This window comes from Streptomyces sp. NPDC020965 (assembly GCF_044333555.1).
Taxonomy (GTDB): Bacteria; Actinomycetota; Actinomycetes; order Streptomycetales; family Streptomycetaceae; genus Streptomyces.
Genome location: NZ_JBIRRE010000002.1, coordinates 16,294 through 32,489 on the forward strand (window position 1 = coordinate 16,294; position 16,196 = coordinate 32,489).

12 protein-coding genes and 1 pseudogene are annotated in these 16,196 nt (G+C 73.0%); 12 read left to right on the forward strand and 1 reads right to left on the reverse strand.

Translation table 11 applies throughout. The features are described 5' to 3' along the window. Positions 1 to 30: 30 nt before the first annotated feature. The 10 genes and pseudogenes from ACH4S7_RS06965 (at position 31) to ACH4S7_RS07010 (ending at position 11,483) form a co-directional block, all read left to right on the forward strand. Entirely contained in the window at positions 31 to 1,842 is a 1,812-nt protein-coding gene (locus ACH4S7_RS06965; protein WP_398520081.1) for an acyclic terpene utilization AtuA family protein, read from the forward strand. Between the two features lie 289 nt (positions 1,843 to 2,131). Next, entirely contained in the window at positions 2,132 to 3,730 is a 1,599-nt protein-coding gene (locus ACH4S7_RS06970) for an acyl-CoA carboxylase subunit beta (protein WP_398520082.1), read from the forward strand. A 79-nt stretch (positions 3,731 to 3,809) separates the two neighbouring features. Beyond that, positions 3,810 to 5,996, forward strand: coding sequence for an acetyl/propionyl/methylcrotonyl-CoA carboxylase subunit alpha (locus ACH4S7_RS06975; RefSeq protein WP_398520687.1), 2,187 nt, complete (start codon positions 3,810 to 3,812; stop codon positions 5,994 to 5,996). Between the two features lie 178 nt (positions 5,997 to 6,174). Then, positions 6,175 to 7,308, forward strand: coding sequence for an acyl-CoA dehydrogenase family protein (locus tag ACH4S7_RS06980; RefSeq protein WP_398520083.1), 1,134 nt, complete (start codon positions 6,175 to 6,177; stop codon positions 7,306 to 7,308). Between the two features lie 65 nt (positions 7,309 to 7,373). Beyond that, positions 7,374 to 7,523, forward strand: a complete 150-nt coding sequence (locus tag ACH4S7_RS06985) for a hypothetical protein (protein WP_398520084.1) — start codon at positions 7,374 to 7,376, stop codon at positions 7,521 to 7,523. A gap of 296 nt (positions 7,524 to 7,819) precedes the next feature. Beyond that, entirely contained in the window at positions 7,820 to 9,391 is a 1,572-nt protein-coding gene (locus ACH4S7_RS06990) for a 4-coumarate--CoA ligase family protein (RefSeq protein ID WP_398520688.1), read from the forward strand. After that, positions 9,388 to 10,125, forward strand: a complete 738-nt coding sequence (locus tag ACH4S7_RS06995) for an enoyl-CoA hydratase family protein (RefSeq protein ID WP_398520085.1) — start codon at positions 9,388 to 9,390, stop codon at positions 10,123 to 10,125. The genes ACH4S7_RS06990 and ACH4S7_RS06995 overlap by 4 nt, the downstream gene beginning before the upstream one ends. After that, positions 10,113 to 10,700, forward strand: coding sequence for a TetR/AcrR family transcriptional regulator (locus tag ACH4S7_RS07000; RefSeq protein ID WP_398520086.1), 588 nt, complete (start codon positions 10,113 to 10,115; stop codon positions 10,698 to 10,700). The genes ACH4S7_RS06995 and ACH4S7_RS07000 overlap by 13 nt, the downstream gene beginning before the upstream one ends. Before the next feature lie 58 nt (positions 10,701 to 10,758). Next, positions 10,759 to 11,001: pseudogene (locus ACH4S7_RS07005) on the forward strand (hypothetical protein); the annotation flags it as partial. 86 nt (positions 11,002 to 11,087) lie between these two features. Next, positions 11,088 to 11,483 (forward strand): DNA-binding protein, encoded by a 396-nt coding sequence (locus ACH4S7_RS07010; protein ID WP_398520087.1) that lies wholly within the window; start codon positions 11,088 to 11,090, stop codon positions 11,481 to 11,483. Between the two features lie 196 nt (positions 11,484 to 11,679). On the opposite strand, the gene ACH4S7_RS07015 is transcribed toward ACH4S7_RS07010, so the two are convergent. Then, a complete protein-coding gene (locus ACH4S7_RS07015) occupies positions 11,680 to 12,789 on the reverse strand; it encodes a citrate synthase 2 (protein ID WP_398520088.1) in 1,110 nt (369 codons plus the stop codon). 403 nt (positions 12,790 to 13,192) lie between these two features. Here ACH4S7_RS07015 and pdxH point away from each other — a divergent pair, with 403 nt between their 5' ends. Continuing rightward, positions 13,193 to 13,879, forward strand: a complete 687-nt coding sequence (gene pdxH / locus ACH4S7_RS07020) for a pyridoxamine 5'-phosphate oxidase (protein ID WP_398520689.1) — start codon at positions 13,193 to 13,195, stop codon at positions 13,877 to 13,879. An 844-nt stretch (positions 13,880 to 14,723) separates the two neighbouring features. Continuing rightward, a complete protein-coding gene (locus tag ACH4S7_RS07025; RefSeq protein ID WP_398520089.1) occupies positions 14,724 to 16,133 on the forward strand; it encodes a PAS domain-containing protein in 1,410 nt (469 codons plus the stop codon). Positions 16,134 to 16,196 lie beyond the last annotated feature (63 nt).

Sequence of the window (16,196 nt, forward strand, 5' to 3'; positions counted from 1 at the left end):
ACGACAGAGCCCGCGACGACAGTGTCAGCGATGCAGGTGCCCGCGACGGGGGTGTCCGCAGCGGGGGTGCGACCGCTCCGGATCGGCAACGCGTCCGGCTTCTACGGCGACCGCTTCGACGCCCTGCGCGAGATGCTCACCGACGGCCCCCTCGATGTCCTCACCGGCGACTACCTCGCCGAGCTGACCATGCTCATCCTCGGCCGCGACCGGCTCAAGGACCCCCGCCGCGGCTACGCCGGCTCCTTCCTCCGGCAGTTGGAGGACACCCTCGGCCTCGCCAGGGAACGCGGTGTCCGCATCGTCACCAACGCGGGCGGTCTCAACCCGGCCGGCCTCGCCGCCGCCGTCCGCGCCCTCGCCGACCGGGTCGGCGTCCCCGCCACCGTCGCCCATGTCGAGGGCGACGATCTGCTCGCGCGCGGCTGGGGCCCCGGAGTGCTCACCGCCAACGCCTATCTCGGCGGCGCGGGCATCGCGGAGTGCCTGCGCGCGGGCGCCGACATCGTCATCACCGGCCGGGTCACCGACGCCGCCCTCGTCACGGGCCCCGCCGTGGCCCACTTCGGCTGGCGCCCCGACGACCTCGACGCACTCGCCGGCGCGGTCGTCACCGGCCATGTGCTGGAGTGCGGCACCCAGGCCACCGGGGGCAACTACTCCTTCTTCAGCGACCACGACGTCCGCCGCCCCGGCTTCCCGCTCGCCGAGCTCCACGCCGACGGCACCTCGGTCATCACCAAGCACGAGGGCACCGGCGGTGTCGTGGACGTCGGTACCGTCACCGCGCAACTGCTGTACGAGACCGGGGGCGCCCGCTACGCCGGGCCGGACGTGACCGCCCGGCTCGACACCGTACAACTGGAGCGGGACGGCCCCGACCGGGTCCGGATCTCCGGCGTACGGGGGGAGCCGCCGCCCCCCACCCTCAAGGTCGGGCTCAACCGGATCGGCGGCTGGCGCAACGAGGTCGTCTTCGTCCTCACCGGCCTCGATATCGAGGCCAAGGCCCAACTGGTGCGGGAGCAGTTGGAGGAGGCACTCGGCGCGGACCGGCCCGCGCGGGTGAGCTGGGAACTCGCCCGTACGGAACACTCCGACGGCGAGACGGAGGAGCGGGCCAGCGCCTATCTGCGGCTCGTCGTCCGCGACGGCGACCAGGAGAAGGTCGGCCGCGCGGTCAGCGGCGCGGCGGTCGAGCTGGCGCTCGGCAGCTACCCCGGCTTCCATGTCACCTCCCCGCCCGGGAAGGGCACGCCGTACGGGGTGTTCGAGGCGGAGTACCTCGACGCCGCCGAGGTACCGCACACGGCGGTCCTGCCGGACGGGCACCGGGTCGCGATCCCGCCGGCCGCGCGTACGGGCCCGGGGGCCGGGACCGGATCCGGTACGGGCGGCGCCGGTACGGGCGGATTCGGTACGTATGGGGGCGGTTCGGGCGGCGCCGGTACGGGCGGGGGCGGGGCGATCGATGCGGCGGCCGGTCTGCCGGAGCCCTGGCCACCGGGTGGCACCCGGTCCGGCCCGCTCGGGCTGATCGCCGGGGCCCGCAGCGGCGACAAGGGCGGCGACGCCAATGTCGGCGTCTGGGCCCGCTCCGACGACGCCTGGCGCTGGCTCGCCCATGAACTGACCGTCGCCCGCTTCCAGGCGCTGCTTCCGGAGACCGCGCGGCGCACCGTCGTCCGGCATGTGCTGCCGAACCTCCGGGCCCTGAACTTCACCGTCGAGGGGATTCTCGGCGAGGGGGTGGCGGCGCGGGCCCGGTTCGATCCGCAGGGCAAGGCGCTGGGGGAGTGGCTGCGGTCGCGGTACGTGGAGATACCGGAGGTGCTGCTGTGACCACGACTTCGAGGGGTGTGCCGGTGGTGCGGAGGGGCGCGCCGACGGTGCGGAGGGGCGGGCCGACGGTGCCGAGGGAGGTGGCCACGACTTCGTGGAGCGTGCCGATGGTGCGGAGAGGCGCGCCGGCCGTACCGAAGGGCGGCGCGCCCGCCGCCCGGTTCCAGCTTCAGGTCGGCTCCCTGGGACGGTCCCCGGTCCAGGCCGGCTCCCCAGGACGGTCCCAGCTTCAGGCCGGCTCCCCAGGACGGTCCCCGGGCCGGTCCCGGGCCCTCGGGCCGGTGGCGCCATGACCGTACTGCCCACCGCCGTCGACCCCTCCGGACCCGAGTACGCCGCCCGCCGTGACGCCATGACCGGCAAGCTCGCCGCCCTCGCGGCCGAGCACGCCAAGGCCCTCGCGGGCGGCGGCGAGAAGTACGTCGCCCGCCACCGCGCCCGGGGCAAGCTGCTCGCCCGCGAACGCGTCGAGCTGCTGCTTGACCCCGACACCCCGTTCCTGGAGCTGTCCCCGCTCGCCGCCTGGGGCAGCGACTACCCGGTGGGCGCCTCGCTCGTCACCGGTATCGGCGTCGTCGAGGGCGTCGAATGCCTGATCACCGCCAACGATCCGACCGTACGCGGCGGGGCGTTCAACCCCTGGGCGCTGAAGAAGGCGCTCCGGGCCAACGAGATCGCGTACGCCAACCGGCTGCCGTGCATCTCGCTGGTCGAGTCGGGCGGGGCGGACCTGCCGTCCCAGAAGGAGATCTTCATCCCCGGCGGCGCGGTCTTCCGCGATCTGACCCGGCTCTCCGCGGCTGGTGTCCCCACCATCGCGGTGGTCTTCGGCAACTCGACGGCGGGCGGCGCCTACATCCCCGGGATGTCCGACCACTCGATCATGATCAAGGAGCGGTCGAAGGTCTTCCTCGGCGGTCCGCCGCTGGTCAAGATGGCGACCGGCGAGGAGAGCGACGACGAATCGCTCGGCGGCGCCGAGATGCACGCCCGGACGTCCGGCCTCGCCGACCACTACGCGCTGGACGAGGCCGACGCGCTGCGGCAGGCCCGCCGGGTCGTCGCCCGCCTCAACCTGCGCAAGGCGCACCCCGATCCGGGGCCGGTCCCGGCGCCGGAGTACGACGCCGAGGAACTCCTCGGGATCGTGCCCGAGGACCTCAAGACCCCCTTCGACCCGCGTGAGGTCATCGCCCGGATCGTGGACGGCTCGGACTTCGACGAGTTCAAGCCGCTGTACGGGCCGAGCCTGGTCACCGGCTGGGCGCGGCTCCACGGCTATCCGGTCGGTGTGCTCGCCAACGCCCAGGGGGTGCTGTTCAGCGCCGAGTCGCAGAAGGCGGCGCACTTCATCCAGCTCGCCAACCAGCGGGACATCCCGCTGCTCTTCCTGCACAACACCACCGGCTACATGGTCGGCCGGGAGTACGAGCAGGGCGGGATCATCAAGCACGGCGCGATGATGATCAACGCGGTCTCCAACTCGACCGTGCCCCATCTGTCGGTGCTCATGGGGGCCTCGTACGGCGCCGGGCACTACGGCATGTGCGGCCGGGCCTACGATCCCCGCTTCCTCTTCGCCTGGCCGAGCGCCGCATCGGCGGTGATGGGTCCGCAGCAGCTCGCGGGCGTCCTGTCGATCGTCGCGCGCGCGTCGGCGGCGGCGAAGGGGCAGCCGTACGACGACGAGGCCGACGCGGGCCTGCGCGCGATGGTGGAGCGGCAGATCGAGGCGGAGTCGCTGCCGATGTTCCTGTCCGGGCGGCTGTACGACGACGGGGTCATCGACCCGCGTGACACCCGTACGGTCCTCGGGCTCTGTCTGTCCGCGATCCACACGGCCCCGGTCGAAGGCGCGCGTGGCGGCTTCGGCGTCTTCAGGATGTGAGGCCCCGATGCCGACACCCACCCCCAAGCCCAGGCCCAAGCCCAGGCCCAACCCTGACGCCGCCCCGAGCACGGGGCGGATGGTGCGGACCCTCCTCGTCGCCAACCGGGGCGAGATCGCGTGCCGGATCTTCCGCACCTGTCGCGAACTGGGGATCGCCACCGTCGCCGTGTACGCGGACGCCGACGCCCCGGCCCTGCACGTACGGGAGGCGGACGCGGCCGTAAGGCTGCCGGGAGCGGCCCCCGCCGACACCTATCTGCGCGGTGACCTGATCGTGAAGGCCGCCCTCGCGGCGGGCGCCGACGCCGTCCACCCGGGCTATGGATTCCTCTCCGAGAGCGCCGGGTTCGCCCGTGCCGTACTCGACGCGGGGCTCGTCTGGGTGGGCCCGCCGCCGACCGCGATCGAGGCGATGGCATCGAAGACCCGGGCCAAGGAACTGATGGGCGTCGCGCCACTGGCCGAGGTCACCGGGGCGGAGCTGCCCGTCCTGGTGAAGGCGGCGGCGGGCGGTGGCGGCCGGGGGATGCGGATCGTGCGCGCCCCGGCCGAACTGCCGGCCGCGCTCGCGGCGGCGCGCTCGGAGGCGCTGGCGGCGTTCGGCGACGGCGAGGTGTTCATCGAGCCGTACATCGAGGACGGCCGCCATGTGGAGATCCAGCTACTGGCGGACGGGTACGGGACGGTCTGGCCGCTCGGCACCCGGGACTGCTCCCTCCAGCGCCGCCACCAGAAGGTGATCGAGGAGTCCCCGGCCCCCGGCCTCGCCCCCGAAATCGTCGCCTCGCTCCAGGAGTCTTCGGTGGCGGTGGCGCGCGCGGTCGGATACATCGGCGCGGGGACGGTGGAGTTCCTGATCTCCCCGTCGGGCCGTGCGCACTTCCTGGAGATGAACACCCGCCTCCAGGTCGAACACCCCGTGACGGAGGCGGTTTTCGGCCTCGATCTGGTGGCGTGGCAGATACGGATAGCCGAGGGGGAGGCCCTGCCGTCCGCGCCGCCCGCGCCGAGGGGACACGCCGTGGAGGCCCGCCTCTACGCCGAGGACCCGGCCCATGACTGGGCGCCGCAGACGGGGGTGCTGTGGGAGCTGACGATCCCCGGGGAGACACCGGGCCCGACCACCGCCCGTCCCGCCGCTCCGACCACCGTCCGATCCACCGCTCCGACCACCGTCCGACCCTCCGCTCCGACCGTCCGCGTCGACACCGGCTACACCCATGGCGACTCCATCGGCGTCCACTACGACGCCATGATCGCCAAGGTCGTCGCCTGGGCGCCCACCCGCGCACAGGCCGTCCGCCGCCTCGCCGACACCCTGCGGCGCGCCCGCGTCCACGGGCCGGGCACCAACCGCGAACTCCTCGTCCGCTCACTGGAACACCCGGACTTCGCCGAGGGCCGGCGACTCGACACCGGCTTCTACGAACGGAATCTGCGCGAGCTGACGCGTCCCGCACCGGGCGGGGAGTACGCGGCGGTGGCGGCGGCGCTCGCGGCGGCCGAACGGGCCTCCGGCGCGACCGTCCCGTCCCGGCTCGGCGCCTGGCGCAATCTGCCGTCCCAGCCGCAGAGCCGGAGCTACGGCGCCCACGCGGCCCGCGGCTACGGCGACCAGGAGGCCCGGCACGAGGTCCAGCACGAGGCCCGGCACGAGGTCCAGCACGAGGCCCGGCACGAGGTCCGCTACCACCGCACCCGCGACGGCTATGAGCTGGCCGATCCACCCTCCGTACGCGTCGTCCGCGCCGGGCCCGACCGCGTCGACCTCGATATCGACGGGGTCGTCCGGCCCTTCCACATCACCGACCACGGCGACGGTCGCGTCCATGTCGACACCCCCACCGGCTCCCACACCCTCACCACCCACCCCCGGTTCGCCGAACCGCGAGAACACGCCGAACCCGGTTCGCTGCTCGCGCCCATGCCGGGGACGGTCGTACGGATCGGGGACGGGGTCACCGAGGGCGCCCGCGTCGAGCGGGGGCAGCCGCTGCTCTGGCTGGAGGCGATGAAGATGGAGCACCGGGTGGTCGCCCCCGCCTCCGGGACGCTCGTCGCGCTGCACGCGGCGCCCGGCCACCAGGTCGAGGTCGGCGCCCTGCTCGCGGTCGTCCAGGCGGATCCGGAGCGCCCCTCCCCGGGCCCGGGACGCGAGGCCGCAGGAGATGAGGTCGCGGGACGCGAAGGCCCCGGGCGTGAGGCCGCGGGAGATGAAGCCCCGGCGCCGGAAGCCGCCGACCCCGACACCCTCGCCCGCTGACAGGCCCACCCACACAAGCCCCCCACCCCGCACAAGCCTCCACACAAGCACCCGCACCACGGCAACAGGAGCACACCCGGCCACCACCACCCGACAAGGCGCCCGCCCGGCATCCCACCCCCGTACTCGACCGGGGGCGACCAAGCGACCGACCAGGCGACCGACCAGGAGGAGACCCATGAGCAGCAGCACCGAGACCCCGGAGCACCAGGCCCTGCGCGCCGCCGTCGCCGCACTCGGCCAGCGGCACGGCCCCGGCTTCGACCGGGCGCGGCTCTGGGCCGAGACGGCGAAGCTCGGCTATCTCGGGGTCAACCTCCCCGAGGAGTACGGCGGTGGGGGCGGCGGCCTCGCCGAACTCTCCCTCGTCCTGGAGGAACTGGGCGCGGCCGGCTGCCCCCTGCTCATGATGGTCGTCTCGCCCGCCATCTGCGGCACCGTGATAGCCCGCTTCGGCACCGAGGAGCAGAAGCGGGCCTGGCTCCCCGGCCTCGCCGACGGCAGCCGCACCATGGCCTTCGGCATCACCGAGCCCGACGCGGGGTCCAACGCGCACCGGATCACCACCACGGCCCGGCGGACCGCCGACGGCTGGTCCCTCACCGGCCGCAAGGTCTTCATCTCGGGTGTGGACATCGCCGACGCGACGCTGATCGTCGGCCGGACCGAGGACGCCCGTACCGGCCGGCTCAAGCCGTGTCTGTTCATCGTCCCGCGCGACACCGAAGGGTTCCACCGCACCCCGATCGAGATGGAGCTGCGGGCCCACGAGAAGCAGTTCGAACTGGTCCTGGACGAGGTGCGGCTGCCCGCCGAATCCCTCGTCGGCGACGAGGACGCCGGTCTGCTCCAGCTCTTCGCCGGGCTCAACCCGGAGCGCGTCATGACCGCCGCCTTCGCCATCGGCATGGGCCGGTACGCCCTCGCCAAGGCCGTGGCGTACGCGAAGGAGCGCCAGGTCTGGGGGACTCCCATCGGCGCCCACCAGGCCATCGCCCACCCGCTCGCGCAGTCCCTGATCGAACTCCGGCTGGCCGGGCTGATGATGCGGGAGGCGGCGGCGCTCTACGACTCGGGTGACGACGCCGGCGCGGGCGAGGCCGCCAATATGGCCAAGTACGCGGCGGGTGAGGCATGCGCGAAGGCCGTCGACCAGGCCGTACAGACGCTCGGGGGCAACGGCCTCACCCGGGAGTACGGGCTCGCCCCGCTCATCGCGGCGTCCCGGGTGGCCAGAATCGCACCGGTGAGCCGCGAGATGATCTTGAATTACGTATCCCATCAGTCCCTGGGTCTCCCCAAGTCGTACTGACAGCGGCGATTCTGGCGGGCCGGGAAACGTTGCCCGCGGTACGGAACGGGTATCCCGCACCACGGGTGCGCGCCCCGCACCGCACAACGGCGCACCACCCGACCCCGTACAACCGGCACCGCCCGTACAACCGGCACCGCCCGTACGACAAGTACTGCCAGCACCACTCGCACCGCCCGTACGACAAGTACCGCCAGCACCACCAGCACCACTAGCACCGCCCGTACCACTCGTCCCGCACGGCACGTCCGCAATGACGGCCCCGCCCGTACGTCCCGTAATCCGCAGCCCGGCACTTGGCCTGCGTCACCCGGTACCCGGCACCCGGTGGCGCCCGGCCGATCGCCGGCACACGGAACGCGTCAGCCCGTCCGCACCTCTGTGCAGCCGGGTATCCGGCTATCCGGGCACCCGGGTATCCGCACTCCGCACACCGGCGCGTCAGCACACCCGCACACCACCCGCACACCCACACGGGGCCGTCCGTCCGCACAGCGAGGGGGCTCTCATGATGTTCCGCAGCCAGTACGCCGACATCTCGCCGGTCACCGAACCGATCCATCAGGCCGTACTCGGCCACGCCGCCCAGTACGGCGACTCCACCGCCCTGATCGACGGAGTCAACGGCACCACCGTCAGCTACGCCCAGCTCGACCACTTCCACCGCCGGATCGCCGCCGCCCTCGCCGACGCCGGGCTGCGCAAGGGCGATGTGCTGGCGCTGCACAGCCCCAACACGGTTGCCTACCCCGGCGTCTTCTACGGGGCGACCCGGGCGGGCGCCTCCGTCACGACCGTCCATCCGCTGGCCACGGCCGAGGAGTTCGCCAAGCAGCTCCGTGACTCCTCCGCCCGCTGGATCGTCACCGTGTCCCCCCTCCTCGAAGTGGCCCGCAGGGCGGCCGAACTGGTCGCCGGGATCGAGGAGATCTTCGTCTGCGACCGCGCCGACGGGCACGCCAGCGTCCTCGACATGCTCGGCTCCACCGCGCCCGAACCGGTCGTCACCATCGACCCGGCCCGGGACATCGCCGTCCTCCCGTACTCCTCCGGCACCACCGGCGTCCCCAAGGGCGTCATGCTCACCCACCGCTCCATCGCCACCAACCTCGCCCAGCTCCACCCACTGGTCCCGATGGAGGCCGGCGAACGCGTCCTCGCCGTACTGCCGTTCTTCCACATCTACGGGCTGACCGCGCTGATGAACGCGCCGCTGCGGCAGGGCGCGACCGTCGTCGTCCTCTCCCGGTTCGAGCTGGACACATTCCTCGCGGCGATCGAGAAACACCGCATCACCCTGCTCTGCGTGGCCCCGCCGATCGTGCTCGCGCTCGCCAAGCACCCGGCGGTCACCCGGTACGACCTCTCCTCGCTGGAGCACATCATCTGCGCCGCCGCCCCGCTCGACGCCGAACTCGCCCTCGCCTGCTCGCGACGGCTCGGACTGCCGCCCATCGGGCAGGCGTACGGCATGACGGAGCTCTCGCCCGGTACCCATGCCGTGCCGCTCGACGCGGTGGACCCACCGCCCGGCACCGTCGGCAAACTGGTCGCCTCCACGGAGATGCGGCTGCTGTCCCTGGACGATCCGGAGACCTGCGTCGGGGTCGGCGAGGAGGGCGAGATAGCGATTCGCGGACCGCAGTTGATGCGCGGCTACCTGGGCCGCCCCGACGCGACCGCCGCGATGATCGACGCGGACGGCTGGCTGCGCACCGGGGACGTCGGCCGGGTCGACGCGGACGGCTGGCTGTACGTCGTCGACCGGGTCAAGGAACTCATCAAATACAACGGCTTCCAGGTCGCGCCGGCCGAACTGGAAGCGCTGCTGCTCACCCACGAGTCCATCGCGGACGCGGCGGTGATCGGCGTGTACGACGCGGACGGCGCCGAGATCCCCAAGGCGTACATCGTCCGGCAGCCGGGCGCCGAAGCGGTCACCGGGGACGAGGTGATGGCGTTCGTCGCCGCCCGGGTCGCCCCGTACAAGAAGATCCGGCGGGTCTCCTTCATCGGTGGGGTGCCACGGGCGGCTTCGGGGAAGATCCTGCGACGAGAGCTGAGAGACCGGGAGAACCTATGACGCCTCTGGTCACCACCGCGTGCGAACGCGGTATCGCCACCCTGACGCTGGACTCGCCCGCCAACCGCAACGCCCTGTCGGCGCGGCTGGTGGGCGAGTTGTCGGCGGCCCTGGCGGAGTGCGGGCGGGACGACGCCGTACGGGCCGTGCTGCTCACCCACACCGGGCCGGTGTTCAGCGCCGGCGCCGATCTGAAGGCCCCACCGAGCCCGTACACCTTCGTGGAACTGCTGCGCGCACTGGTCGACCTGCCGAAACCGGTGGTGGCACGGGTGACCGGCAAGGCGCGGGCCGGTGGTCTCGGACTGCTCGGCGCCTGCGATATGGCGGTGGGCGCCACCGGGTCGGACTTCGCCTTCACCGAGGTACGGATCGGAGTCGCGCCGGCGGTGATCTCGCTGCCCCTGCTGCCGAGGCTGGAGCCCCGGGCGGCGGAGCGCTACTACCTCACCGGGGAGCGGTTCGACGCGGCGGAGGCGGCGCGGATCGGGCTGCTCACCCTCGCGGCCGACGACGCGGACGCGGCGCTCGCCCCCCTCCTGGCGGGCCTGCGCAAGGCGTCGCCGCTCGGGCTGGCGGCGGCGAAACGGCTGCTCACGGCCAGGGTGCTGGAAGCCTTCGACCGGGACGCGGAGGAGCTGGTCCAGCGGGCGGCGTCCCTGTTCGCATCGCCGGAGGCACGGGAGGGCGTGACCGCCTTCCTCGAACGACGGGCGCCGATATGGGAGCTGTAGCGCCCCCCAACGCCCCGAAGCAGACCCGCAGCCGGGCCACCCGACAGCGACTGCTGGAGGCCGCCGTGGCCTGTCTGGACGACCACGGCTGGGCGGGCTCCACGGTCTCGGTGGTCGCCGAGCGGGCGGGTGTCTCCCGGGGGGCGGCGCAGCACCACTTCCCCACCCGGGAGGACCTGTTCACGGCGGCGGTGGAGTACGTGGCCGAACAGCGCTCGCGGGCGCTGCGGGCGCTGCCACGCCAGGACCGGGCGGAGGTGATGACGGCCCTGGTCGACCTCTACACGGGACCGCTGTTCCGGGCGGCGCTGCATCTGTGGGTGGCGGCGTCCGACGAGGAGCAGTTGCACGCCCGGGTCACCGAACTGGAGGCCAGGCTGGGCCGGGAGACCCACCACATCGCGGTGCGGCTGCTGGGCGTGGACGAGTCCCGGCCGGGGGTCCGGGAGACCGTTCAGGGCTTTCTGGACCTGGCCCGGGGGTTGGGTCTGGCCAATCTGCTGACGGATGACGGGGCGCGGCGGGAGCGGGTGGTGCGGCAGTGGGCGGGGCTGTTGGAGGAGGCCCTCGGGTGATGGTCCGGTCGAACAATCGGTCCCCGGTCGAACGCGCATACTGCGGTATGTTGGTCATATGGCAGAGACCACGCGCATCACCGTGACGCTCCCCAATGATCAGGTCGCGGAGCTGAAGAAGCTGACGGACAACGTGTCCGCTTACGTGGCCGAAGCGGTCGCCCGGCAGATACGGCACGAGTTGCTCGGCGCGGAGCTGGATCGCTACGAGGAGGAGCACGGCGCCTTCACCGCGGAGGAGATCGCGGAGGCGCAGGCGCGGATCGACGCGGCGATGAACCCCGGGACTGCCGGGACTGCCGGGACTGCCGGGACTCCCAAGGCCCACGAGACCCGCGAGACTCCCGAGACTCCCGAGGTTCCCGACGGCTCGGTGGCGAGGGCGGCGTGAGCATCAATACCGTCGTTCTGGACTCGGACGGCCTGTCGGCCTGGATCGCGCAGGACCGGAAGGTCACGGCGATGATCAAGGTCTTTCACCGGAGGGGCGCCGAGCTGGTCGTGGGCGCCAACACCGTCGTCGAGGTCATGCACGCCCGGGTGAGCCTGAACAGGCTGGACCGGCTGCTGTCGCGCACGAGGGTGGAGACGGCCACGGAGGAGTCCGCGAAGGCCGCCGCCCGGCTGCTGAAGGCGACTGGACTGCACGGTCAGAAGTACGCGGTCGACGCGACCGTCGCGGAGATGGCGCTGCGCCAGCCGGGCCCGGTCATGATGGTGACGTCCGATCTGGACGATATGGCCCGGCTGTGCGGCGGGCGGATCCGACTTCTGTCCGTCTGACCCCGAGGTCCGACTTCTGTCTGTCTGTCTGACCCCGAGGCCCGAGGCCCGAGGCCCGCCCCGCAGGCACGCACGGCCCGCGCGCCACCACAGCGGGTACAGCAGGCACGGCACACCGGAACCGGCGCCGGGGCACCCGCGCGCGGTGGTTGCCCCCGCCCAGGGGCGCCGGCTGCCGGCGCCCCGGAGGAGGCCCTCAGTGCGTGATGGCGTCGATCTCCCCGTGCCCGGCGATCTCCCGGGGATCCCGCTCCCCCGGCCCCACGTACCGCGCCGACGGCCGCACCAGCCGCCCGGTCCGCTTCTGCTCCAGGATGTGCGCCGACCAGCCGGCCGTGCGCGCGCAGGAGAACATCGACGTGAACATGTGCGCCGGGACCTCCGCGAAGTCCAGCACGATCGCCGCCCAGAACTCCACGTTCGTCGCCAGCACCCGGTCCGGGCGCCGGTTGCGCAGTTCGTCCAGCGCCGCCTTCTCCAGCGCCTCCGCGACCTCGTAGCGCGGCGCGTCCAGCTCCCGGGCCGTGCGGCGCAGCACCCGGGCCCGGGGGTCCTCGGCGCGGTAGACCCGGTGGCCGAAGCCCATCAGCCGCTCGCCGTTGTCCAGCGCCCGGCGCACGTACGCGCCCGCGTCCCCGGTCCGCTCGATCTCCTCGATCATCCCGAGGACCCGGGAGGGCGCGCCACCGTGCAGGGGCCCCGACATGGCGCCGACCGCGCCGGACAGCGCGGCGGCGACGTCCGCGCCGGTGGAGGCGATGACCCGGGCGGTGAAGGTGGACGCGTTCATGCCGTGTTCGGCGGCGGAGGTCCAGTAGGCGTCCACGGCCTTCACATGGCGCGGGTCCGGCTCACCGCGCCAGCGGATCATGAACCGTTCGACCACCGACCTGGCCGTGTCGATCTCCCGCTGCGGCACCATCGGCAGCCCCTGGCCCCGGGCGCTCTGCGCCACGTAGGAGAGGGCCATGACCGCCGCCCGCGCGAGATCGTCGCGGGCCTGGTCCGCGTCGATGTCGAGCAGGGGTTTCAGCCCCCACACGGGGGCGAGCATCGCCAGCGCGGACTGCACGTCCACCCGGATGTCGCCGGAGTGCACCGGGATGGGGAACGGCTCGGCGGGCGGCAGCCCCGGTTCGAAGGCGCCGTCGACGAGGAGGCCCCACACGTTCCCGAAGGAGACATGGCCGACCAGATTCTCGATGTCCACTCCCCGGTAGCGGAGCGCACCGCCTTCCTTGTCGGGTTCGGCGATCTCCGTCTCGAACGCGACGACTCCTTCGAGCCCAGGTACGAAGTCGGACATCAGGCGGCTCCTCATGGTGGATACGGTCCCGGTGCGATCGGTCCCGGCCCGTCGTCCCGCGCAACGCGTCCCACGCTGCGACGCCGGGCCGCTCCTGGCACGAGCGCCCCGCGCCATGAGGGCGCGACAGGGACCGGACCCAAGATTTTGGCGGGTCCGGGGGGTGCGGGGAAGCGTGAGAACAGGCACAGTGCCACGATCCGCCCGGTAAGGATTAACCGCATGTGGTGCCGGGCAGACTGGGCCGCTGCGGCAGGATGAACAGGTGACCGAAGAAGCCGCCATCCCGGATCCCGCCGCCAACGGCGTTCCGGCCACCGTTCGCCCCGCCCCGGCCGTCCCGGGTGCCTCGGCTGTCCCGGCTGCATCAGCCGCCCGGCCCGCCGCCCCGGATCCCGCCGTCATGAGGGAGCAGTACCGCTCCACCCCGCTCCTGGAGACGGATCTCGCCCCGACCCCGATGGATCAGTTCGCCCACTGGTTCCGGGAGGCCACGGCGGCGGGTCTGCACGAACCGAACGCCATGATCGTCGCCACCGCCACCCCGGACGGCCGCCCGTCCTCGCGCACAGTACTGCTGAAGCGGTACGACTCCGAGGGCTTCGTCTTCTTCACGAACTACACCTCCCGCAAGGGCCGCGAGATCGCGGCCAACGGCCATGTCTCCCTGCTGTTCCCCTGGCATCCGATCGCCCGTCAGATCATCGTCACGGGCACGGCGGCGCGGATCGGGCGCGAGGAGACGGTGGCGTACTTCCGCAGCCGTCCGCACGGCTCCCAACTCGGCGCGTGGGCGAGCGAACAGTCGTCGGTGATCGGCTCCCGGGAGGAACTGCTCAGCCGGTACGAGCGGCTCGCGGACCGCTACCCGGAGGACGCGCCGGTCCCGGCGCCTCCCGAGTGGGGCGGGATCAGGGTCGTACCGGAGACGGTGGAGTTCTGGCAGGGCCATGAGAACAGGCTGCACGACCGGCTGCGGTACGTGCCGCTGCCGCTCATGGGTGCGGACGGGACCGTGGCGACGGGTGGGGCTGAGGATGCGATCGCGGGGCCGGGCGCGGGTTGGCGCGTCGAACGACTGGCGCCCTGAGGGTCCCGTACGGCTGTGAACATCCCGTACGGCCGGGTACGAGCTGGTGCGATCCCCGTGCGGCCCGTGGCGGACTCGCGGGTGTGAGCGGCCCTCGTACGCCGAGCGGCCCCGTACGCCCGCCGTGGCGCCCGGTGCGGGCCGGTGCGCGGGGGCACAGCGGGCGGAGGCGGTGCAGCGGGCGGAGGCAGGGGGCGTGGGAACGCAGAAACCCGTGGGCTCCTGGATCCTCCTCGCGCGCGGAGGAGCCGGCCGGACTTACCGGCGGAGCCCACGGGTCGGTGACTGCTTGGATTGCGGCGGGAGGCCCGCCGACTGCACAGAGTGCGACGGCAGGCCCTTAGCCCGCAGTCACCTCACGCGTCCGGATTGAGTACATCGGCCGAACCACCTCCTTTCGTGTGTGACCACAGCCTAGGAACGCCGGGGGACCGGTTCAACCGAATTAGGGCCTCTCGCTTGGATCAGGCTGGGCTCGCGTGCCCTGGCACCGCACCTCGCCGCGTTGTCGTCAGTCGCCAACGGGCCCCCGTAGCCCTGCGGGCACGGGAGGTACCCCCACCCTGTGCCCTGGCGGGCACGGGAGGTACCCCCACCGCGTTGACTCTCCCCCAGCCTCCGGCCGGGAGGTGCCCCCATCCTCCGCCTTGCGATGCGTCCCCTCGGCCCTGCGGCCCGGGGAGGCCCCATGCACCAGACCCCGCTCACTAACCCAGCCTGATCCAAGCGAAAGACCCTGAACGGCCGGGTGATTTGCCGGAACCCCATGTGTCGTGCGTCACGTTCGAGTTGAATGATCGGACGTGCATCAAATCGCGCGGACGCTTCCTGTACGGGGGCCGGGATGACAGCTTCGAAGAGTGGGACCGCCAACGCCCTCGGGCCCGATGAGCCCGACCCCCTGGTGCCGGGGGCCGGCGCGGGTGCGGAGTTGCTCGCGGCGCTGCTGGACGGGATGGACGCGGCGCTCTGCGCGTTCGACGCGGGCGGCACCGTCACCCACTGGAACCGGGAGGCCGAGCGGGTCCTCGGCTGGTCGCCCGACGAGGCCGTCGGGCGGCGCGGATTCGCCGGCTGGGCGGCGCGCGGGGCCGACGCCGGTGAGGTCGAGACGCGGCTGATGGCCACCATGGACGCGCCGGGGCGCCAGGTGCACGAGTTCGCGCTGCTCCGCAAGGACGGCGGCCGGGTGCTCGTCCGGATCCAGTCGGCGCGGGTGCTCGGCGCCGACGGCGCTCCCGCGGGGGTGTACTGCGCGTTCAGCGAGGTGCACGCGCAGATCGATCTGGAGCGGTCGATCGGGCTGAGCGAGGCGCTGTTCGACGACGCGTCATGGGGGGTCGTCCTCGTCGATGTCGATCTGCGGCCTACCGTCGTCAACGGCTACGCGGCCCGCGCGCTCGGCGCCGGCCGCACCGCGCCGCTCGGCCGGCCGCTCGGAGAGTTACTGGAACACGGCGTGGAACAACTGGAGGGCGCGCTCCACCACGTGCTCGTGGAGGGGACGCCGCGCGGGCTCGGCGAGGTGTGGGTGACGCTGGCGGACGGCCCCGAGGGCGAGCGGCGCAGATGCTGGCGGAGTGGATTCCTCCGGCTGGCCTCGCCGCTCGCGGAGGAGCCGGTGCCGCTGGGCGTCGGCTGGCTCTTCCACGACGTCACGGCGGCGAAACTGGCCGAACGGGAGGCGGATCGGATCCGGTTCCGCGCCAGCCAACTGCACCGGGCGGGCCGGGCGGCGGCGGAGTGTGAGGACCCGATGGAGGCGGCGACGGTCTGTCTGGACTTCGCGCTGGCCGGGTTCGCCGATCACGCGCTGATCGATCTGCTGGTGCCGGACGGCGGCGCCCGACTGATCCGCGCGGCGGCGACGCCGACGGGCGCGCCGGGTCCGTGCGCCCCGGTGCTGGGCGGCGGCATCCCGGTGCGCTATCCCCCGGGCCATCCGGCGCTCCAGGCGGCCGACCGCAGCGGCTCGGTCCGGGCGAGCGCCCCGGACGCCGCCGGGACGGCCCCGGACCTCCCGGACTGGTCGGACCGGCTCCAGTGGCCGGAAGGCATGGTGCACGCGCTCTGCACGGTGCTGCGGAGCCGGGGCAGGACGCTGGGCGTGGCCACCTTTCTGCGCGGGCCGACGCGTCCGGCGTTCCAGCGCGAGGACGCGGCGCACGCGGAGAGCATGTCGGCGCTGGCGGCGTCGGCCATCGACCTGGCGTCGACGAGCGGGCGGGGCGCCCCGTCCGGCCCGGCGCACTGAGCCGAGCCCGGGGCGGGTCGGGCCCCGGCACCGCGCCCGGAGAGCACCGCGCCCGGACGGCAC